This window comes from Deinococcus roseus (assembly GCF_014646895.1).
Taxonomy (GTDB): domain Bacteria; phylum Deinococcota; class Deinococci; order Deinococcales; family Deinococcaceae; genus Deinococcus_C; species Deinococcus_C roseus.
The window spans coordinates 377299-398634 of sequence record NZ_BMOD01000002.1 but is presented as its reverse complement, the minus strand read 5'-3'; the positions used below and the strand labels follow the sequence as shown (position 1 = coordinate 398634).

At 55.7% G+C, this 21336-nt stretch carries 18 protein-coding genes; 8 read left to right on the top strand and 10 right to left on the bottom strand.

Annotation, left to right across the window (positions count from 1 at the left end; all coding sequences use genetic code 11):
- Nucleotides 1-199: 199 nt before the first annotated feature.
- The 3 genes from ruvB to IEY52_RS04875 all read right to left on the bottom strand — a co-directional run bounded on the left by ruvB (nucleotide 200) and on the right by IEY52_RS04875 (nucleotide 2697).
- The gene (gene ruvB / locus IEY52_RS04885) at nucleotides 200-1177 is read right to left on the bottom strand and encodes a Holliday junction branch migration DNA helicase RuvB (RefSeq protein ID WP_189000726.1); all 978 of its coding nucleotides are present in this window, start codon (nucleotides 1175-1177) and stop codon (nucleotides 200-202) included.
- 112 nt (nucleotides 1178-1289) lie between these two features.
- On the bottom strand, nucleotides 1290-2168 hold the full coding sequence (locus IEY52_RS04880) for a DUF2167 domain-containing protein (RefSeq protein WP_229684642.1): 879 nt from the start codon (nucleotides 2166-2168) through the stop codon (nucleotides 1290-1292).
- A gap of 130 nt (nucleotides 2169-2298) precedes the next feature.
- Nucleotides 2299-2697: a rhodanese-like domain-containing protein gene (locus IEY52_RS04875; RefSeq protein ID WP_189000719.1), complete on the bottom strand. Its 399-nt coding sequence runs from the start codon at nucleotides 2695-2697 to the stop codon at nucleotides 2299-2301.
- Between the two features lie 58 nt (nucleotides 2698-2755).
- Here IEY52_RS04875 and IEY52_RS04870 point away from each other — a divergent pair, with 58 nt between their 5' ends.
- Complete coding sequence (locus IEY52_RS04870) at nucleotides 2756-3070, top strand: rhodanese-like domain-containing protein (RefSeq protein WP_229684641.1); 315 nt, start codon at nucleotides 2756-2758, stop codon at nucleotides 3068-3070.
- A 1-nt stretch (nucleotide 3071) separates the two neighbouring features.
- Nucleotides 3072-3386 (top strand): metal-sulfur cluster assembly factor, encoded by a 315-nt coding sequence (locus tag IEY52_RS04865; protein ID WP_189000711.1) that lies wholly within the window; start codon nucleotides 3072-3074, stop codon nucleotides 3384-3386.
- A gap of 577 nt (nucleotides 3387-3963) precedes the next feature.
- Here the strand turns inward: IEY52_RS04865 and IEY52_RS04860 are convergent.
- A complete protein-coding gene (locus IEY52_RS04860) occupies nucleotides 3964-5175 on the bottom strand; it encodes an MFS transporter (protein ID WP_189000695.1) in 1212 nt (403 codons plus the stop codon).
- A 350-nt stretch (nucleotides 5176-5525) separates the two neighbouring features.
- Between IEY52_RS04860 and IEY52_RS04855 the strand changes: the two genes are divergently transcribed.
- The 4 genes from IEY52_RS04855 to IEY52_RS04840 all read left to right on the top strand — a co-directional run bounded on the left by IEY52_RS04855 (nucleotide 5526) and on the right by IEY52_RS04840 (nucleotide 11604).
- Complete coding sequence (locus IEY52_RS04855; protein WP_189000692.1) at nucleotides 5526-6725, top strand: sugar ABC transporter substrate-binding protein; 1200 nt, start codon at nucleotides 5526-5528, stop codon at nucleotides 6723-6725.
- A 62-nt stretch (nucleotides 6726-6787) separates the two neighbouring features.
- Nucleotides 6788-8173 (top strand): ABC transporter permease subunit, encoded by a 1386-nt coding sequence (locus tag IEY52_RS04850; RefSeq protein ID WP_189000688.1) that lies wholly within the window; start codon nucleotides 6788-6790, stop codon nucleotides 8171-8173.
- Nucleotides 8170-9558, top strand: a complete 1389-nt coding sequence (locus IEY52_RS04845) for a sugar ABC transporter permease (RefSeq protein WP_189000685.1) — start codon at nucleotides 8170-8172, stop codon at nucleotides 9556-9558. Before IEY52_RS04850 ends, IEY52_RS04845 begins: the two co-directional genes overlap by 4 nt.
- Before the next feature lie 183 nt (nucleotides 9559-9741).
- Nucleotides 9742-11604: a glycoside hydrolase family 13 protein gene (locus tag IEY52_RS04840; RefSeq protein ID WP_189000682.1), complete on the top strand. Its 1863-nt coding sequence runs from the start codon at nucleotides 9742-9744 to the stop codon at nucleotides 11602-11604.
- Here IEY52_RS04840 and IEY52_RS04835 read toward each other — a convergent pair.
- The 3 genes from IEY52_RS04835 to pabB all read right to left on the bottom strand — a co-directional run bounded on the left by IEY52_RS04835 (nucleotide 11573) and on the right by pabB (nucleotide 14781).
- On the bottom strand, nucleotides 11573-12298 hold the full coding sequence (locus IEY52_RS04835; protein ID WP_189000679.1) for an aminotransferase class IV: 726 nt from the start codon (nucleotides 12296-12298) through the stop codon (nucleotides 11573-11575). The two genes, IEY52_RS04840 and IEY52_RS04835, sit on opposite strands and share 32 nt — an antisense overlap.
- A 201-nt stretch (nucleotides 12299-12499) precedes the next feature.
- Entirely contained in the window at nucleotides 12500-13084 is a 585-nt protein-coding gene (locus IEY52_RS04830; RefSeq protein ID WP_189000676.1) for an anthranilate synthase component II, read from the bottom strand.
- Nucleotides 13072-14781, bottom strand: a complete 1710-nt coding sequence (gene pabB, locus IEY52_RS04825) for an aminodeoxychorismate synthase component I (RefSeq protein WP_189000673.1) — start codon at nucleotides 14779-14781, stop codon at nucleotides 13072-13074. Before pabB ends, IEY52_RS04830 begins: the two co-directional genes overlap by 13 nt.
- A 244-nt stretch (nucleotides 14782-15025) precedes the next feature.
- Here pabB and IEY52_RS04820 point away from each other — a divergent pair, with 244 nt between their 5' ends.
- Both IEY52_RS04820 and IEY52_RS04815 read left to right on the top strand, forming a co-directional pair.
- The gene (locus IEY52_RS04820) at nucleotides 15026-15700 is read left to right on the top strand and encodes a response regulator (protein WP_189000670.1); all 675 of its coding nucleotides are present in this window, start codon (nucleotides 15026-15028) and stop codon (nucleotides 15698-15700) included.
- Between the two features lie 228 nt (nucleotides 15701-15928).
- Complete coding sequence (locus tag IEY52_RS04815; RefSeq protein ID WP_189000667.1) at nucleotides 15929-18853, top strand: GAF domain-containing protein; 2925 nt, start codon at nucleotides 15929-15931, stop codon at nucleotides 18851-18853.
- Nucleotides 18854-18890: 37 nt separating this feature from the next.
- Here IEY52_RS04815 and IEY52_RS04810 read toward each other — a convergent pair whose 3' ends face one another.
- The 3 genes from IEY52_RS04810 to IEY52_RS04800 all read right to left on the bottom strand — a co-directional run bounded on the left by IEY52_RS04810 (nucleotide 18891) and on the right by IEY52_RS04800 (nucleotide 21312).
- Nucleotides 18891-19346, bottom strand: coding sequence for a DUF2269 family protein (locus IEY52_RS04810; RefSeq protein WP_189000664.1), 456 nt, complete (start codon nucleotides 19344-19346; stop codon nucleotides 18891-18893).
- Nucleotides 19347-19397: 51 nt separating this feature from the next.
- Nucleotides 19398-19826, bottom strand: a complete 429-nt coding sequence (locus IEY52_RS04805; RefSeq protein WP_189000661.1) for a hypothetical protein — start codon at nucleotides 19824-19826, stop codon at nucleotides 19398-19400.
- 109 nt (nucleotides 19827-19935) lie between these two features.
- A complete protein-coding gene (locus IEY52_RS04800; protein WP_189000658.1) occupies nucleotides 19936-21312 on the bottom strand; it encodes an Ig-like domain-containing protein in 1377 nt (458 codons plus the stop codon).
- Nucleotides 21313-21336: the final 24 nt, after the last annotated feature.

Sequence of the window (21336 nt, the reverse complement as noted above, 5' to 3'; positions counted from 1 at the left end):
ACACGAGGGCCGAACAGGGTTCAGCCAGAGAATGCCTGACGTTTTGTTCTCACGCAAACATGCCCCTTTGGATTCGGGGTAGTCATTCTATCTTATGGCATCCCCCCTTTGTAAATAGAGAGGGGGAAGCTTGACATCTTGCACAAAAAATGCGCACTTCGCTCAGACGGCGGGTGCGCATTTTCTTTGTGTCAGACGTTTAATACTGTTCTTCGTCGTAGTGCAGCACGGGCAGGCCTAAGTGTTCATAAGCCCTCACCGTTGCCACACGGCCTCTGGGGGTGCGTTTCACAAAACCCAGCTGAATCAGGTAGGGTTCGTACACGTCTTCCAGGGTGTTGGCGTCTTCACTCATGGCAATGGCGAGGGTGTCCACACCCACCGGGCCTCCAGAGAAGCGGTGGATCAGGGTCTCAATCAGTTTGACATCCCGTTCATCCAGGCCAGCAGAGTCCAGACCCAGCAAATCCAGGGCTTTCTCGGCGCGTTCTCTGGAGATGTTGACCTCGCCTGCCACCACAGCGTAATCGCGCACCCGGCGCAGATAACGCTTGGCAATTCGCATGGTACCGCGTGAGCGTGCTCCGATTTCCAGTGCGGCCTCTTCGGACAGTTCATAGCCGTTGAGGTTGGCTTCTCGGGTCAGGCCCCAGGCCAGTTCTTGCGGAGTGTAATACTCCAGGTGCTCAATGATCCCGAAACGGGAGCGCATGGGAGCGGTGATCAGACCCGGCCGGGTGGTGGCCCCCACCAGGGTGAAATGGGGGAGGGGAAGTTCGATGGTGCGGGCTGCAGGTCCCTGCCCCAGCACGATGTCCAGCTTGAAATCCTCCATGGCTGGATAAAGGTGCTCTTCTGCCACCCTTCCCAGACGGTGAATTTCATCGATGAACAGCACATCCCCTTCTTCAATGCTGTTGGTGAGGATGGCGGCCAGGTCTCCTGGTTTTTCGATGGCAGGCCCGGAGGTGACCTTGATGTTTACGCCCATTTCATAAGCGATGATGTGGGCAAGGGTGGTTTTCCCCAGTCCGGGAGGCCCGAAGATCAGGGTGTGGTCCAGCGCCTCCCCCCGGGTTTTGGCGGCTTGCAGGTACACTGCAAGTTTTTCTTTGACTTTTTCCTGCCCAACGTAGTCCGATAAGGACTTGGGGCGCAAAGTGAGGTCGGCTTCCATTCCTTCTATTTTACGCTATAAACAGATTGAAGGGAAAGGGGAATGCACAAATGCGGCAAGAATAAACATCCCCAGAAGCTTGACCGGGGATGCGGGTAAAAGGTTCAGGAGATCAGGCTTTCTGGTTTCTGCCTGTAAACAGCCTGAACAGGCCCACCAGTGCAGCAATGACCACCACAAAGAATTTCTTCAGGAGCAGCAGGATCACCGTGAGAAAGCCCGTTTTGGCCGCTGCAGCACCCAGACCTCCAGCCACCAGAGCCGCCAGACCATACTCTGCCAGTTTGTCTTTGCCTGCCTGGAAGTCTTCATACCGGTTTCCAGGGGTAAAAGCCACACCTTCCAGCATGCCGGGAAGCGCATCTCGAATCTGGTCCAGCTGGGACATGTCTGCCACGGCATTGAGGTTCAGCACCCCTGTGCGTCCCAGCACCCGCACATCATAGTTGAGGGTGTGGTTGATGTCTCCGCCAAAAGAAAGCTCTTTGGCCCAGTACATCTTGTGGGTCAGGTCGTCATATTTGGGCATGGTGGCCCAGCCAATCAGCTCAATGGTGGGGTATCCAGCGTCCTGGCGGGCCTTGTTGTTGCTGCTGACTTCACGCTGCATGTCTGTCAGCAGGTTCTTGTAATTGATGCGACGCGCATCTTTGTCGGAGATGTGTCCATCCTCCTGATAGGTGATCACCACACCCCAGCCTGTTTTGCTCATGGGACTGGTGTTTGCAGGAATCAGCATGCCCAGAACCTCGGTGTCTGTGGGGTTCCCCCAGCCTTCTTCCAGCAGTTTCTGGGCATCTGCAGCATCCAGATAACGCAAATCTGCTGGGATTTGCAGGTTGACTTTCTGGTCCAGCAGGCTCACCTGACCGTGCTGGTAATGCAGGCCCTGTTCAAATTTGACGGGATCAAAGGTGTCCTGTTGTGCGAATGCCAGTTGTGAAAAGGACAGACCGAGCAACGATATGTTGAGAAACAGTGCTTTTTTCATTGTTTTTTCCATTTTTACCTCTGGATGGGATTTGGCCTTTTAAGGCTCATGTTCTTAATGTATGACAAATGTAATGCACATGCTGTAGGTTGTTTAGCTTATAACAGAATAGGCATGGCAGCTGAAGCCATCAGAAAGCTTCCACTTCTTCAACAGAGAGGCTTCCCCGAACCACCAGTTGCTCCCCATCGCGGGCCACAAAACGCACTTTTGGATGCCTGGACAGGGAATCCAGAAGTGCATCTGAATAGGGGAGAATGAATTCCTGTTCTGTGGCTTTGCGCAGGTCCAGAATGCCTCCTTCCAGATGCTCTGCTGCAAAGCCATCTGCTTGCAGATACATCACGGCCAGTTTGCTTTTCTGGCCCACCTCGCAGACCACCAGATAAGACCGGTCTTTTGAAAGGCTGTAGTGTCCCTTTTCCAGCGCCTGCAATTGCACAGCAGTGCTTTCAAAACCATCAAAGTACAGGGCAAGGGGTTCGGCTTCCTGTTCCAGTTCATCTCTCAGATCCAGCAGGTGTTTCACAAAATGCAGTGTAACCCACGGACTGTTTGTCCCTTGCAGCTTTGTTATGCTGAAAGCCATGATTGAAGACGTGAGCCCACAGGAAGGTCTGGCGCGGGTGCAAGCAGGTGCACTGCTCATCGATGTGCGCGAACCCAATGAATACCAGGAAGTGCATGCAGAGGGTGCCCAGCTCATCCCCCTTTCCGAGTTTCAGCAGCGTTATGCAGAGCTGCCAAAAGACCAGGAACTGGTGATGATCTGCCGCAGTGGCATGCGCAGTGCCCGTGCAGGAAGCTTTCTGCAGGAACAGGGTTTTGAGAAAGTGGTCAATCTGGCGGGGGGCATCATGGCCTGGGTGAACGAGGGCCTGCCTCACGTCAAAGGAGAATGACATGACAACGGTAGAACAGGTGCTGGAAGCCCTCAAGGTGGTCAAAGACCCCGAAATTCCAGTCAATGTGGTGGACCTCGGACTGGTTTACGATGTGCAGATCTCAGAAGAGGGCACCGTGGACATCGAAATGACCCTCACCAGCGTGGGTTGTCCGGTGCAGGACATGATCCGTGCCGATGCTGAACTGGCAGTGATGCGCCTGGAAGACGTGCAGAAAGTCAATGTGGATTTTGTCTGGACGCCACCATGGAGCACCGAAAAGATGTCCGAAGATGGCAAGCGCCAGATGCGCATGTTTGGATTCAACGTTTGATTTTTGCAAAGCCTCTTACAGGAATTGCATTGCCAGAGGAGCCCTGTCAGGGGCTTCTTTTTTGTGGTTCTGGATCGAACTTCTCCTGTGAGAAATTGCCAGAACTGCCGAAAAATTTTATGGTGCATATATATAAGGTATAAAGCACAGAAACCCACGGAATTTTGAGTTCTGAAAACTTGCAATGAAAAAGTGAGATTCTAGAGAAGAATCGGCACGAACAATGGCAAAAAAATATTTTGTGATGGTTTGTTTCTTTTGGAAATGCCTTTCCTGGGTCTGTGGCGGTGTTTTTAAGATGCAAATTTTAAGGCTTTGTGAATTTTAAACATGCTTTTTTGCAGAGCAGTACAATGCTGAAGCCACACTGAGAAAACGCTTAAGGTGTTTTTGGGCATCAAAAACTGGCTTGTGATATTGATTCACGAGCCCAAAAGTTCACATGTGTTGGCGAGGAATTGTCGGCAAACATGGGAAGGCCTGCCAGAATGCTTTTCAAGCTAACACAACCAGACCCACAAAAAAAGTCAGGAGGAATACGTACCCCTGACTTTCATGCCTGATTTTGGGCTGGATTTTAAGCTGTCACAGCGGCTTTCTGGAGTTTGAGGTTGTTCAGGGAAACCACCAGCAGCACCAGCAGCACCACCCCGGAGAACAGGTAAGGGCTGCCATGAGACACATACTGGTACAGGTATCCTGCGATGATGGGTCCCATCATGCGTCCCAGAGCTGTGGCAGAGCTGTTGACCCCGGCAATGCTGCCCTGCTGATTTGCCGCCACTTGTAAGGAAAGGGCTGTAGAAATGCTGGGTGAAATGAAAGCACTGCCAAAACCAATCACACACAGGGCAAAAGTGATGCTCCAGAAAGAGTGCATCAGCGGCATCAGCAGCATGCCTGTGCCCATCACAGCCAGACCCACCCAGATCAGGGTGGATTGAGGCACTTTTTTGGCCAGCACACGGATCAGACCGCCCTGTACGGCCACCGCCACCATTCCAAAAATGAACAGCGAAACGGCAATGGTGCGAACCGCCTGGGCTCCAGAAAGGTTCAGGTTGTCCTGGATGTAGAAAGAGATGGTTTGTTCCATGCCCACACTGGCCAGGGTGGTCAGCATGGAAATCACCACCAGCACAGGAATTTCACCCTTCAGAAAACTTACAGGTGCTTTGTTTGAGTCGGTTTTGGGCCTCAGGTGGATGCTTTCAGGCAGCACTTTCAGGGCCACCAGGGCTGTGACCAGGGCCAGCACAGCCGAGAAGAACACTGGAACCAGCAAGCCATACCCGGAAAGCATTCCTCCAATGGCCGGTCCAAAAATGATGCCCAGTCCAAAAGCTGCTCCGATCAGACCCATGGCTCCTGCACGTTTGTCAGGAGGGGTGATGTCTGCAATGTAGGCCTGGGCAGTGGGCAGGGTGGCACTGGAAAGCAATCCTCCGGCCACACGTGCACCCAGCAGGGCAATCAGCAGAGGGGTTCCCTGCAACGTTCCCTGCAAACCCAGATGGGCCATGTACCCAAAAAGCCCGAAAGAGACAGCAAATCCGATGAGCCCCAGAATCAGGATGGGCCGCCGTCCGCGGCTTTCGGAAAGGTGCCCCCACCAGGGAGCACTGAGAAACTGGGCCAGACTGTACACCGTGGAAAGCCAGGTGGTCTGGGCGGTGGTGATGCCCAGTTTGACAGAAAGCGGTGCCAGCACAGGGAACAGCACGCTGAGTCCCAGCATGGCAATGAAAATGGTCAGAAACAGAAGTCCTAGCGGCCTGGAGCCTTTCATGCTGTCAATGTTACCATATGGTCACTTTTGCAGGTTCGGGAACAGCTTACATTTTCTGGGTGAAAAGAACATGGAATCTGGCAGAAGGTGGTGTTCTTAAGGCGGGGTGAGCAGCAGATTTGTAGCATAAAAGGACATTAAAGTCTGAGTCAGTTGCATTTTGCACAGGGTTCAACTATAGTTTGTCTAGGTCACCACACCCAAAGAAGACTGCACCTGACGATTGACCTTGAGACCAACCTGAGTTACATTGGGGTACAGGTATCAACTGATTCAATTTTAAGGTGAAACGCTTCCAAATTAAGTGGAAGCGTTCCCAAAGGGTCAGTCGACCAGTAAAGGAGAAGTGCATGAAGAAAGCAACCCTTGCAATGGCTGTGCTCAGCCTGGCCCTCGGCAGTGCTCAGGCAGCGAAGATCACCGTTTGGACCCACTTTGGAGACCAAGAGGCCGCCTGGCTGCAAAGTGCTGCCAAAGCTTATGGTGCCAAAACGGGCAACACTGTAGACGTGGTGGCTGTGCCCTTCGGTGACATCAGAACCAAAATGATCAACGGCGCTTCCAAAGGCGAAGGTCCTGACCTGGTGGTTTCTGTTCCTCACGACTGGATCGGCGAAATGGCTGCTGCTGGCGTGGTGGAGCCCATGGACAAGTACGTCACTGGCGCTGCCAAATCCGACATCGAAAAAGTCGGTCTGAATGCCTTCACCTACAAAGGCAAACTGTTTGGCATCCCCCTCTTCGCAGAAGCCGTGGCCGTTGTGTACAACAAAAAACTGGTCGCCAAAGCCCCCACCAGCTGGGCCTCTTTCCTCAAGACCGCCCAGACCCTGACCGATCCCGCCAAAGGCCAGTATGGCTTCCTGGCTGATCTGGCCAACAGCTACATGAACTACGGTGTGATCAGCTCCTACGGCGGATACATCTTCAAAAACAACGCTGGTACCCTGGACACCAAGGACCTCGGCATTGGCAACAGTGGTGCAGAGAAAGCCATGGAGTTCCTGAACGACCTGCGCTACAAGTACAAACTGGTTCCCGAAGGCGTGGATGGCCAGCTCGCCAAGTCTGCTTTCGTGGACGGCCAGCTTGCCATGTTCCTCACCGGTCCCTGGGACATGGGCGACATCAAGAAAGCCAAAATCGACTACGGCATCATGGCCTTCCCCACCCCTCCCGGAGCCTCTGGCAAGTGGAGCCCCTTCGTGGGCGTGCAGGGTCTGGTCATGAACAGCTACAGCAAATCCAAAGCTGAAGCTGCTGGATTTGCCAAGTTCCTGATTGAAGCCAACAGCGTGGCTGCTTTCAACAAAGCAGGCGGACGCATCCCAGTCAGCAAGAAGGCGAAGAAGTCCCTGGCCACGGACCCTGTGGTGGTCGGCTTCGGCAAGACCATCGCCATGGGCACCCCCATGCCCAACGTTCCCGAAATGGGCAGCGTGTGGGGACCCTGGAGCAACGCTGTCAACCTCAGCACCTCCAAAGCCAGCCCTGACTACGGCAAGATTCTGGATGCCGCTGTCAAAGAAATCAAGTCCAACATCAAGTAAGCCTGAGAACCTGGAGGCTGGGGGGAAACACCTCCCAGCCTCTCTTGCCAGGGAGAAGACCCATGACCATTCGAACTGAAGTGCCCCCACAAGGTACCCGAGGACTGCTGCAGGCACTGGGCATCCTCGCCGTACTGCTGCTTGCCAGCCTGGGAATTGCCTGGCTGATTGGCAACGTCACGGCGAGCTCCTTCCCACAGGCGCCGTCTTACATGCTGCTGATTTTCTGGGCTGTGATTCTTGTGCCCATGGCCATTGTGATTTTGAGAATGTTCCCCTGGATGATCAACTGGTATTACCTGCTGCCAGCGATCATCTTTGTGCTGGTTTTTACGGCTTTCCCCCTGGCCCTGACGGTGGGACTGGCCTTTACCAACTACAGCGGTCAAAACGGTGGAACCCCAGATTCAGGGGCCATGATGGAAATTGCCTCCATCAGCCCGGACCGCAAGATCATCACCGTCAATGAAGCTGGCGATGGCACCATGCAGGAAACCTTCCGTTGCGAAGATCCTGCTTGCACCGGAGCCAAAGCTGCTGTTTACATCAAAGACGTCACCAAGCCGGTCATTTTAGGTGTGGAGTCCCTCAGTGATAAAGCCATCACGCTGACTGCACCCCTCCCAGAAAACCAGAACTTCGTTCAGATCACCCGCGTGAACGTGATCAAACTGGTGGGCATCAAGAACTTCATCGGAATTTTCCGAGATGCCAGCATCCAGTTGGTCCCCACCTTCATCTGGACGGTGATTTTCGCGCTCTCCACCATTTTGGTCAACACCGTTGCAGGACTCACCCTGGGCATTTTGCTGGCCAACAAACGCCTGAAGTTCCGCAATTTTTACCGTTCCCTGCTGTTCCTCCCCTGGGCCATTCCTGTGGTGATCAGTGTGCAGATGTGGGTGGCCCTCCTGAACCCCAACTTCGGGGTGATCAACCGTTTGCTGGGCCTGCTGGGCATGTACCCCATCGGCTGGCTGATCGATCCCATGTGGGCAAAGATCAGCATTCTTTTTGTGAACCTGTGGCTGGGTTTCCCCTTCATGATGACCGCCACCATTTCCGCACTGGCCAGCATTCCTGAAGACCTTTATGAAGCTGCTGCCATTGATGGAGCAAACCGCTGGGAACAGGTGAAAGCCATCACCTTGCCCATGCTGCGCAGTGCATTCACTCCGCTGCTGCTGTCGGGTTTTGCTTTCAACTTCAACAACTTCGGTTTGATTTACCTGCTGACCGCCGGGGGCCCTCCCCAGGAAGGCCGCACGTCCACTGCCCAGAGCACCGACATTCTGCTGTCCTGGGGGTACAACGTGGCCTTCACCAACCAGGGAGGCAACGATTACGCGCTGGCCAGTGCCATCGCCATCATCATTGGTGTGCTGACCCTGGCCGTGAGCATCGTGAACTTCAGGTTTGCTGGTGTCTTTAAGGAGGCCCGGAAATGAGCGGGAGCGTACAGAAGAACCAGCAAGACAACAAGTTCAAACCCTACGTTCCCAGAGAACCCAGCATCTTTGAGAAGGCCCTGCCCTGGATTGTGGGCATTGGGGTGCTGGCGTTCCTGATTTACCTGGGCACCGTGCTGTTCAGCCCAGAGCACTACAAAGCCCCCATCTTCCCGACCATTGTGCGGGTGGAAAACGGCTGGGTCACTGCCCTGACCTGGTTGCTGGGCATTGTGGCCCTGATGGGTCTGATTGCTTTTGGGACCACCACCTTCCTGCGCACGGTCAGGGGCCGCAAGAACATCAGCTTCTGGGCCATCCTGGGAGACCAGGTCACCCACCTGGCCATCTGGATCGTGATTTTCTCCACCATCTACCCGCTGTTCTACGTCATTGCTGCAAGCTTTGATCCCCGCAACAGCCTGTACAACACCCGTCCCATCGAGAGCGCTTCGGTGTTCATCCGCTCCAAGGTGCTCCCCGATTTCAGCCAGATCAGTTGGGAAAACTACGAGAAGCTGTTCTACGGCATTCAACTGGCTCCCTGGCACTGGGGTTTCCTGATCCTGGCTGCGGTTGCTCTGGTTTCCATCCTGGTGATCAACCTCTATTCCAGGATCACCAGTGACACCCGCACCCTCAAAGTGGTGCATGCCTGGCTGACCCGCATCCTGCTGGGATCGCTGGCCCTGCTGGTGCTCACCATCACCCCTGCACAGTTCACTGGTCCGGACAACGAGAACAAATTCCTGTTGCACATCCGCAACACCTTGCTGGTGTCCGGGATCACCGGGGTGATGACGGTTTTGCTGGCCACCACAGGTGGTTATGCCGTGGCGCGTTTCAGTTTCCCCGGACGTTACCAGACCCTGCTGACTTTCGTGTTCCTGCAGATGATCCCCACTGTGATCGGTCTGGTGGCTGTGTACTTCCTGCTGTCTTACTTTGACCTTTCCAACACCTTCACCGGTCTGATTCTGGCCTACTCGGGCGGAGCCATTGCCTTCAACATCTGGATCTTTAAAGGCTATGTGGAAGGTCTTCCGCTCAGTCTGGAAGAAGCCGCACTGGTGGACGGTGCTTCCAGATGGCAGGTGTTCAGCCAGATCATCATGCCGCTCTCTGGACCCATGCTGGTGTTCATTTTCCTCAACCAGTTCATCGGCACCTATGCCGAATTCATTCTGGCCAGCGTTGTGCTGACCGGGGTGGAGAACTGGACGGTGGGGGTCAGCCTGCGGTCTTTCACCAGCGGTCAATTCTCCACCAAATGGGGCACTTTTGCTGCTGCCAGCGTGGTTGGAGCCCTGCCCATCGTGGCCCTGTTCTACACCTTCCAGCAGTTCTTTGTGGGTGGACAGGTGGCCGGTGGCGTGAAGGAATAACGACCTTTTTGCTGCATTTGAATCACTGCAGCAAAACCCCTCAGACCTTTTGCCCTGTGCCCCCTTGAAGCGCTTTTAAAAACCGCTAAAATGGAAGGCAAACATACAGGCAACGCTTGTCCTCACAGGGCACGACCTCTTCAGAAAGAGGCCGTGCCTTTTCTGTCGCAACAAGGAGAGACAATGATCCAAAATTCCAACGTCTGGCATGATCACACCCCTGGTTACACCGAAGCTCTGGGAGCCAAACGGGGCAGCACCGTCAAAGTGCGCCTCAAGACCCTGCAACAACCGGAAAAAGTGCGTTTGCTTCTTCCCATCAGTGGTGAAATCAACGAACTGAAAACCCGTTCCATTCCTGCTGTGGACGGTGAGGGATTCTGGTTTGAAGCAGACCTCCCCCTGCACCAGTACCGCACCCCTTACGCCTGGCACCTGACCTTCCACAACGATTCCTATTACTTTTCTCAGGCAGGCATCACCCGTGTGAGACGGGGCTACCGGGACTTTTTTCAGTATCTGGCAGAGCACACGGTGCCCGAGTGGGTGTTCAAGAGCTGCTTCTACCAGATCTTTGTGGACCGCTTCAGAAACGGCAACACCGAAACTGATGTGAAAGACAACGAGTACCTGTATCCTGCTCCAGAAACCGTGGAAGTGCACAACAAAGTGGACCCTGAGCGGGCCAAGCGTTTCATTCCCAGACCGGTGATGAAAGCAGAATGGGGCACCCCCCCTGACAGCAAAGGCGATGTGCACGCCCATTACGGTGGAGACCTGGAAGGGGTTACGGAAGCGATTCCATACCTGAACGATCTGGGCGTCAATGCCCTGTGGCTCACCCCCATCTTCGAAAGCCCCAGCAACCACAAATACGACACCAAAGACTACCGCACTGTGGACCCCCACTTTGGCGGCAGACGGGCCTTCGATGAGATGCTGGGCACTGCACACCTGTCTGGCATCAAAGTCATCCTGGACGGGGTGTTCAACCACACCGGTGACCTGCACGAAATGTTCCAGAAGGCGCTCTACAACCCCTCCATTCCTGAACGCACCCTGTTCACCTGGCACAAAGACACCCCCACCTACGAGGCGTTCTTCGGGGTGCCCACCCTGCCCAAAGTGGATTATTCCAGCGAACTGGCCTTCCAGGAATTCATTGATGGTTCCAACTCGGTGGTGCGCTACTGGCTGAAAGCAGGCATCGACGGCTGGCGTCTGGACGTGGCCCAGATGATTGGCCGCAGTGGCACCGATGAAGGCAACCTGGAAGTGCACCACCGCCTGAAAAAAGCCGCACGTGAAGAAAATCCCCAGGCTTTCATTTTTGGAGAGCGCTTCTTTGATGCAGAACACGCCCTGGACGGTCAGGGTGAAGACGCTGCCATGAACTACCACGGTTTCGGTCTGCCGGTGATGGAATGGCTCGCCCAGGCTTCTGGAAGCTTTGTTCCTGTACAGGCCCGTGCCGAAGAAGTGGTGCATTTGATGTGGGACGCTTATCAGGCTTTGCCCCCCCAGGTGGCCCTCAGCCAGGTCAACCTGATTGACTCCCACGATGTGGCCCGTGCCCTGTACCGTCTGGGCAACGACAAGAACAAACTGCGGGTGGCCCTGTCCCTGCTTTACACCTATGTGGGTGTCCCCTGCATGTTCTACGGCACTGAAGTGGGCCTCACCCAGTTCGAGAAAGGCACCATGCCCTTCTGCCGGGTGACCATGCCCTGGGAAGAAAAAGAATGGGACCTGGATTTGCTGGAATTCACCAAAAAGCTGATTTCCCTGCGCAAAACCCACATCGCCCTGCAACAGGGAAGCCTGCGCTTCCTGCTGGGAAGCAACGACACCATCGCCTACGAACGCTCCTACACCCATGCCAATGGCAAGGTGGACCGGGTCGTGGTGGCCACCAGCAACCAGACCACCTCCAGAATCATCTCACTGGATCTTCCCGCAGGCACCTACCGCAACGCCATCACCGGTGAAGTGGTCAATCCTGAGCGGGTGCAGCTCAGTGGTTCTCTGGTGCTTGTGGCGGAATAAGACCCACAGAACGAACAGCAAGGGGAGAGGACGCAAATGTGCGCTCCTCTTCCTGATGTTTTAGGGTCTGAACAGGCAAAACCCCCAGCCCCGACCCACACAACCACAATTGGTCTGCGGCAAAGAGGTCTTCTCGGGTGACCCACTGCGTTCTGGCCTGCACTCCAAGTTCCTGCAGGGCCACCTGACGGGTCACGCTGGGCAACCCCCCCAGAGGCGTTATATATATATCGTCTTTTTTCAGCAGAAACCCTGCACGGGTGCCATCTGTCACAAACCGCTGGCTGGCGTCCCACAGCAGGCCCTCAAAAGCACCTGCAAGCTGGGTTTCTCTGGCTGCCAGTGTGTAAGGCAGGTGGTTCCCTGTCTTGTGCAAACCCATCACAGGATGCACCACCTGATCGGTCAGCACCACCGAGATGTGCTCTGGAATGGGCCTGAAGTCCCGAAAAGACACCAGAACATCCTGTTCTGTGAGGGTGATGCGACACAGACCCTGTGCAGGAGACTGATGTTCAATCCAGGCTTTCAGGTCCTGAGCATCCAGAATTTCTGGAAAACCAAAGTGCTGGATGGATTGGTTTAGGCGCTCCAGATGCTTCTCCCAGTACAGCAACTGATGCTCGTGCAAACGGAGGGTGGTGTAAAGGCAATGCCCAAGGGACTGGACCTGTTCGCTGGGAAGAAGGCGCATGGTTTCATTATGCCAAGGGCCGAGGGCAGGTCTGGATGGCTTTTGCTGCTGCATTGCTTTGGTTCGTTCCCAGCTGGCCATGAGAGCAACAAAACCTGTTCAGGACAGCATTTGGAAGCTTGACGTTGCCGGCACAAGAACTTACCTTGCTCTCGGCTCTCGGCTCTCGGCTCTCGGCTCTCGGCTCTCGGCTCTCGGCCTTTAGTTGTGCCCCTTAAACGCCCGTGCAATCTTCAGAAAATTGTCCAGCAACTGGTGTCCTTTTTCAGTCAGGGCGCTTTCAGGATGGAACTGCACGCCATGCACAGGGTATTGCTGGTGTTGCAGGCCCATCAGGGTGCCATCTGCAGACCACGCATTGCCCAGCAAGGTGTCTGGCAGGTCCTGCACGATCAGGCTGTGGTAACGGGTGACCCTGAGTGGGCTGGGCAGGTGTTCAAACACCCCCGAGTGGTCATGGGTGATGGGCGAGGTTTTGCCATGCACAGGTTCTCCAGATTTCACCACGGTTCCCCCAAAAGCCTCGGCAATGCACTGGTGCCCCAGGCACACGCCCAGAATGGGAACAGAGGTGTGAAACTGCTGAATCACTTCCAGGGACCGACCAGAATTCTGGGGATGACTGGGTCCAGGAGAGATGATCAGGGCATCTGGATTGAAAGTGCGCACCTCTTCCAGGTCAAACTGGTCGTTTCTCCAGACCGTCACGCTGGTGCCCAGTTCCAGGAAATAGCGCATCAGATTGAAGGTGAAAGAGTCGTAGTTGTCGATCATCAGGAGTTCCATGCAAACCTCACGGGAACCAGGGCATGGTCGGCCAGGAAGAACTGGGCTTCTGGATGTTCTGCAAGCCAGTCCAGGCTCATGGGGATCTCCTGCACCTGTTCGGTTTTCAAAAGCTGGATCAGCATGGGACAGGTCAGCCAGCGGTCCTCCAGAACAGGTGTGAACAGCTCTTCTCCCAGTTTTGCCACCAGATTGCCCTGGTTGAACTGGGCGATCAGGCCATCGTCGTGGTAAAGCAAAAGCAGTTCTTCATCCAGATTTTGTTGTGTCCGGTGGAAATGCAGGGTGTCCAGTTCCAGCAGGGGTTCATCGGCCACCCGGAAAGGGAGGGGTTCTGCTGGAAAAGCCCTGATCTGGGTTTGCACTTCTCCAGAGGAATCCAGATGGAGGTCCACCAGCCATTCTCCTTCAGGGTGCTGTTCGGAGGTGAAGTACAGCACCTCGTACATGGTCTGGGCATCTTCGGGGTAACCCCAGTAACGGGCAGATTTGATCATTTTGTTGATGTGTTCCCGCACCAGAGGGTACTGCCCCTCTTGCAGGTGCAGGGTTTCCACCAGTGAAAACTGCGGTTGCTGGTAGGTCAAAAGCAGGGATTTGGTGAGCACCTCCTGGTATTCATCGGAGGGGTCGGAATCCCAGGTGATGCCTCCGCCCACCCCGTACTCTGCCTGTTCGAGTTCATCATCGGTGATCACGGTGCGGATGGGCACGTTGAAGATGGCCTCGCCTTCCGGGGTCAGGTAGCCGATGGCTCCGCAATACACCTGTCTGGCACTGCTTTCCAGTCTGGAGAGCAGGTGCATGGTGCTGATCTTGGGTGCCCCGGTGATGGACCCACAGGGAAACAGCGCTTCCAGAATGTCTTCCAGCTGGGTGCCTGGATGGGTTTCCGCCTGAATGGTGGAGGTCATGGTCCAGAGGGTCTGGTATTTTTCCACCTCGAACAGCTTGGACACCTTGACGCTGCCTGGAATGGCAATGCGGCTCAGGTCGTTGCGGATCAGGTCCACGATCATCAGGTTTTCAGCGCGGTTCTTTTCGCTGGTTTTCAGGAACTGGCGCTGCAGGTCGTCCTCTTCCAGAAAACGCCCTCTGGGAGCTGTGCCCTTCATGGGTCTGGTGGTGATTTTCTGACCATCCCAGTGAAAGAACAACTCTGGAGAGGCACTGAGGATCTGGAAGCGCCCCAGGTCCAGAAAGGCACTGTAATCCCCTTTCTGTGCGCGGGTCAGTTGCTGGTAATAATGGAAAGGGTGCCCGGTGAAGGGTGCTGTCAGGCGCAGGGTGTAATTGGCCTGATAGGTTTCTCCCTCGGTGATCCATTTTTTCAGGTGGGCAATGTTCTGCTGGTAGTCTTCTTCGCTGAGCTGGGTGCGCCAGGGCAGGCTGATGGCCTTGCTGCTTTCTGGAAATTGCGGGGCAGGGGAGGGGAACTCAAAAATCCCAAACCACAAGAGCGGCATCTGGCAGGGTTTGCCTTCGGGAAGGGCAGGATCGAAAGCCTGGGCGGCTTCGTAAGCCAGATAACCTGCTGCATAAAACCCCTGGCGGGTCCAGTCCTGCACTTCACGCAAGAGTGGCCGAACTTCCGAGAGGGTTTCAGTGCACAGAACCTTGACAGGCTCCCGGAAGCACAGCCTCTCGATGGTTCCCTGGGTGTTCCTGAATTCAAAAAGCAGCCACGGCATGTGCATGTTTCAATTCCTGTCCCTGACCGACACCCTCCATACCAGTGACAGAAATCGGGTGCAGGACTTTGCCTTCTGGCACCGATCAGAGCTGTCCCAGCCTGCGCATCAGGGCGCAGCCAGACGGGTCGCTGTATGTATACCATGCGAGAGTTGCGCGGTACAAGTAAACCCACCTCCGCCATAACCCTTAACCCTGTAGGCAATTCAGGCACCCGAAACAGGGCTGAAATCCGTTAGACTGATGCATATGGACGAGAAAATCCGCATTCTTCTGGTTGATGACCACCCCGTGGTGCGCAAAGGCACCCGTGACCTGCTGGAAAGCCACGATGACCTGGTGGTGATCGGGGAGGCTGGCGATGGTCAGGAAGCCATTGACCAGGCCATGAAACTCACACCCAACGTGATCCTGATGGACGTTTCCATGCCTGGCATGAACGGCATCGAGGCCACCAAACGCATCAAGGCCCTGGCCCCCACCATCAGCGTGCTGGTCCTGACCAGTTACGACGATGACGCTTACGTTTTTGCCCTGCTGGAAGCGGGCGCTGCAGGCTACCTGCTGAAAAATGCCCGTGAAGACGAACTGATTCAGGCCGTGCGTGCTGTGGCTTCAGGTGAAAGCGTCCTGCACCCCAGTGTGGCCAAGAAGGTGCTGGGCCGTTTCGCTGCCAACACCAGTGCACCTCTGCCCACCCCCTCCAACGACGTGGAAGCCCTGTCTCCCCGCGAACTGGAAGTGCTGCGCATTGCCGCCACGGGCAGCACCAACAAGGAAATTGCCCGCGACCTGGAAATCAGCCCCCGCACAGTGCAGGTGCACCTGGCCAACATCTTCTCCAAGCTCGGTGTGGGAAGCCGCACCGAAGCGGTGCTTTACGCCATCAAACAGGGCTGGATTGACCCTGCCTCACTGGATTGAAGGCCCTGACGGCCCGCCGAGGGCCGAGGGCAAAGGGCCGAGGGCAGTCAAGGCACATGCAGCTGCAATCATACAGATTGATCTGGGTTGAAAAGCTCTGACTGAGGCTGAATGAAATGCTTGATGTCTGGAATGGCTTATTTTACCTTGCTCTCGGCTCTCGGCTCTCGGCTCTCGGCTCTTGGCCTTGAACCCCACCCCTTTGCTTTCTGACCCCTTTCCACACCCATGATCGAGACCCGCATCCTCAGTGAACTGCAACGCATCAGCCAGGCCTCCAACTCCCAGGATGCCCTGAGAATCCTGCTGGCTTTCGGGTTGGACCTCACCCGTGCCCACGGAGGGCAGGTGTACCAGCTTCACGATGGGGGGAATGTGCGGCTGCTGTGCTCTCAGGGGATGGGTTTTGCCCTGAGTGCTCCACTGGAATACGTGCAGCAGTCCATCGAGATGGACCGGGTGCAGGAAGAGGAGCATTCTTTGCTTCTCCCCATCCGCACCCACAAGCAGAGCTTTGCGCTGGAACTGATTGGGGCCAATGCCCTGCGCACCCCGGAACTCATTGAACTGCGCCCGGTGATGGGGGTGTTGCTGGAAGGCATCCTGGCTCGCGATGAGAGCGCTTCCCAGACCCGGGAAACCCAGGCCATTGCAGAACTGACCCGCAGGCTGGGGGGCAGTCTGGACCTCAGTGAGGTGCTCAGGGTGATTGTGGAGGTGGCCCCCAGAGGTCTGGGCATGGAGAGGGCTTTTCTGGGTCTGTATCAGGCCCTCGGAGAGAGCAGTGCAGAAACCGGGCGGATTTTCTCGTTTGGGTTCGAAGGGGTGTTTGGAGATGAGGAGACCATCAGCCTGTCTCCAGACACCTTCAAATCGCTGGTGGTGCGCAACGAACCCATCGTGCTGCCTGCAGAATCCGGTCATGATGAACTGAGGCAGCGGCTTCACCGGTTTGGCATGCAGTCCTGCATCATCTTGCCGTTGCAGGCCCGGGGCAAGCACCTCGGGGTGCTGTACATGGACACCACCCGGGAACGCCAGCGGCTCCTGCCTGACGACGTGATGCTGGCCAAAACCTTTGCAGAACAGGCCTCCATTGCCATCGACAATGCCAGATTGTACGCCGAGGAGTCCCGCAAACGCAGGGTCTCGGAGTCTTTGCGCAAAGTGGCTCTGGCCCTTTCCAGCACGCTGAACCTTGGGGAAGTGCTGCAGATCATCTTGCAGCATGCCCAGAGCATCTTCAAAGCCAAGGCCTGCTCGATTTTTCAGCTGTCCAGAGACAAAAAGACCCTCTCCATCCGCAGTGCCCTGGGGCTGGAAACCGAGTTCATGCTGCGCATCCGGGCCAGGTATGGGGAAGGCGTGGTGGGTCGGGCGGTGTCTGAAAACAAGCCGCAGATCATGCCGGATGCCATCGAGAATTACCACCAGAACCCGCTGGGCTGGCGCAACAGTTACAGTGCACAGCTCATGGAAGCCGGCAAGTATCCGTTCAGGGGCCTGATTGGTGCTCCGCTGGCAGCCCGTGGTGTGGTGTTCGGAGGCCTGTGCCTGTACTTTGAGCATGCCATCCAGTACGACGAGGAAGACCTTTATGTGCTGGAGGTGTTTGCAGGGCAGGCGGCTCTGGCCATCGAGAACGCCCGCCTTTATGAAGAAGAAGTGCGTCAGGAGCGTCAGGCAGGCATCCTGCTGCAGATTGCCCGGGCTTTCCTGAACGTCACTGAATGGGACTGGAACCAGGTGTGTTCGGACCTGTCCAGTGTGATCGGAGCAGACCGCAGTGCCATCGTGCTGCTCACCAGCGATTACCAGATTGAGTCCTGCTACACCAGCGAACTCGATCCAGAGCAGGCCCTCCTGCCGGTGGCCGAATTTGCAGATCTGTTTGAACGCTCCACAGCCATGCGTTTGCCAGTGGATCAGGGGCTTCCAGGGGCCAAAAATGCCATCTGTGCTCCCCTGTATGCCCAGGAACGCCTGATTGGTTACGTCTATGCAGACATGACCCGTGCCTACAGTGACTTCCCGGAAGATGAGATTCAGTTTCTGACTGCCGTGGCAGATCAACTGTCTCTGGTGCTTTCCAATCAGCGCCTGTTCAATGCGTTAAAGCGCCAGGAAGCCCAGTACCGCCTTCTGGCAGAAGCCGCGCAGGACCTGATCATTGCCACCGACCGGGAAGGCAACATCACCTATGCCAACCCTTCAACCTTCAAGGTGCTGGGTTTCTCCGAACGGGAACTGATCGGACGGGACTACCGCAGCCTGCTGATCCACGATGGGGTGTCTTTAAACGAGGTCTGGAACACCGGATTCAGCACGGTGTATCAGGTGCATGCCTACTGCAAGAACGGCGAGACCGCTTACCTGGAGATGAACCTCAACCCCCTCACGCGGGCAGGAAGCACCATCGGGTATCTGGCGGTGGCCCGTGACCTCAGCGAACAGCACCGTCTGGCCGAGGAGATCACCAAACGCGGTCAGGCCCTGGCCCTCAGCCAGGAACGCCAGATGGAACTGCGCACCTACCTGTCTCTGTTCACCCAGGCCCAGGAAGAAGAGCGACGCCGCATTGCCCGGGAATTGCACGATGACACCGCACAGGTGCTGGTGGCGATCACCCGGCGCATTGATCGCCTGAGCAAGGAACTGGACGGCACCCCTCTGAAATTGCGGGCAGAGGACATCAGAAGCGATCTGGAAACTGCCATCAACAGTGTGCGGCGCTTTGCACGCAACTTGCGGCCCAGCATCCTGGATGATCTGGGGCTCTTGCCCGCGCTGGAATGGCTGGGGAGCAACGCCCAGACCTCCACCCGTCTGGAAGTGCAGGGCCAGGAACGCCGCTTGAACTCCGAAGTGGAGTTGACGCTGTTCCGGGTGGTGCAGGAAGCCCTCACCAACATCGACAAACATGCCAGGGCCAATGGAGCAGCCATCCGGGTCAATTACCAGAACGAGGACATCATGGTGCATGTCATTGACGATGGCCTGGGGTTTGAAGTGCAGAACCTGCTGGAACTGGCGCACCAGGGGCATCTGGGCCTCCTGGGTTTGCGTGAACGGGTGGAGCTTTCTGGAGGCTCGCTGGAAATCCTCAGTGCGCCTGGAGAGGGCACGGAACTGATTTTCACCTTCAAGAGCTGAAATCCAGCGTTGAACGCCTGTGTCCTGGCTTCACCCCTCAGTGGGGTTTGAGGATCATGAAGGTGAAGAGCAGGGTGCCCAGACTGGCAGCAATCCAGTGTCCTGTGCTGACGTTGCTGAGCAGGGCCTGCTGTTCTGCAGGCAGAGCGTCTGCTTTCTGGTTCTGGGGATTGAACACCCAATGGGACAGTTTGTCTGCTCTGGGTGCCACGTAAGCAATCACGGTCACCTGAATCAGCATGTACAGGATCAGGGAGCCCATCAGCCACAGCTGTCTGAAAGGTCCATAGTTCGCCATCAGCACCAGGGCGAGGCCAGTCAGCACCGCAAGCGTTCCCCCGATTTTGGGAAACCATTCCAGCAGTTTGCCCGTTTTCAGGCTGGATTGCAGCTCCTGGGGGGTTGCATTTTGCCGAAGCAACAACAGGCCAAAATAGGTGGGTCCCACGCCAATGATGGCAGACAGCACATGAATCAGGACCAGAAACTTCATTGTGTTCCTCCTTACTTTCTGGATTTCATTGTAAAGGGAACAGGCCCAGACTCAAGGCCCGGGCCAGACCTCCTCCTGAGACATGTGCCCTGCAGGAGTCTTTCCATGGTAAAAATCTCTGACCTCAGGATCCAGCAGGTAAATCAGGCCCAGGATGCCTGTGATCAGGTTGCCTTGCAAGATGCTGAGGCCAAACAGGATGCACCCCTGCAGCCAGGCGCTGGACTGGCCTTTTTGCAGACCCTGAATGACCAGATGGTGCCAGATGGTCATGCCGATGGTGTAAAGAATGGCAAACGCCACAACGCCCCAGACCATCATCCTCTGAACAGCATCAAGTTCACCCAGTGTGCTGACATCCCACAAATTCAGTTGCTGCACCAACACCATCAGGCCTGCCAGCAAGAAAATGCCCAGAACCAGAGACACCAGTTCAATCCACAGGCACACGATGGCAGGGCGCACTTTTCCAGGAAACATGCCTTTCATGGTAAGGGTTTTGCAGGGAAAGGATGCCTTTCAAAATGAACAACCCCCGGATTTTCAAATCCGGGGAACAGCAGGTGTCTGGGAGCTCAGACCAGAAAACTCAGAGCCTGCCTCTGGGACCCAGCAGGATTTCTCCGTGGTCCAGGTCTTCTTTCTGGATGTTTTGCAGCAGGGCAGGCATGACGAAGGCATCGGCAGCACTGTAACTGACCTGATAACCCAGGTCTTCCAGGGCACCCACGGTCAGTTTGCTGAGGGGCATGGCACCATTTTCAGCAAAACCGGTCATCAGTTCACTGTCAAAGGTGCTTTCGCTCCAGTGACCGCACTTGGTGCCTGCGCCGCCGCTGTTTTCCACGGGAACATTGCCCGTTTTGCCCAGGGCTTTGTATTGCATCACGGCTCTGGCTCCATTGAAGAAGATGGAGGTGGCAGTCTGGCATTTGGGGGTGCCGTTCTGGATGATGAATTTGTCCCACAGGGTACCAATGCCCAGCACATGGCCCATTTCGTGCAGGATCACATTTTTGAGGGTGCCTTTGGCTTCCATGCTGGCCATGTCTGCACTGTCAAAGCGCATGAGGCCTGTGATGGGCAGTCCGTTCTCATCCCGGATGAATTCTGGTCCAGCCTGTCCCAGGATTTTTCCGGGTCCATCGATGTCAATGGCATCTGCAGTGATTTGCAGATCGTCCACATTGAGGATCTGGTCTCCTGCGGTACCGTTGAAATCTGCAAGACCTTCAGTGATGACCTGAGACCAGCGGTTGGCGGCATCGGTGAAGGCCTGTTTCTGTGTGGTGGTGAGTTTGGTGCCTGCAGGAAAAACCAGGGTGATGTTGAAAGCATCAGCACTGCTGGGTTTCTTGATGTGAACGGTGGCCATTCCGGTTTGCGTTGCATTCAACACACTGGTGGCACTGATCAGCACTGTGCCTTCTTTGAGGCCTTTGACCTGCCCACTGGCATTGACGGTGGCCACACTGGAATCGCTGCTGCTCCAGCTGACCGCGTGGTCAAAATTTCCTGAGCCTGACACACTGGCATTGAGGGTCTGGGTGCTTCCCACCTGCAAATCCAGGGTGTCTGGAGCGATGCTGACGGAAGTGACAACACTGGCATCTTGCACGGTGATGCTGGAGGTGCCTTTCTTGCTGGGGTTCTGCTTGCTGGTGGCAGTGACGGTGGCGGTTCCTGCTTTCAGAGCGGTGACATTTCCACTGGCATCCACCACCACCACGCTGGAGTTGGTGCTGCTCCAGGTGACACTTTGATCGACATTGCCTGTGGCTGTGACATTGACATCAAGGGTTTCGCTTTGACCCGTGGAAATTTGCAGAACAGTGGGATTGACACTGACGGCAGTCACCCCTCCTTGTGGGATGACCACGGTGCTGGAACTGCAGGCACTGAGGCCAAACAGCAACAGGGTGGCAAGGGCTGGCAGGTGTTTGGAGTGGAAGACATTTCCTCGCATGGTTGACTTTATTTTTATCAAAAG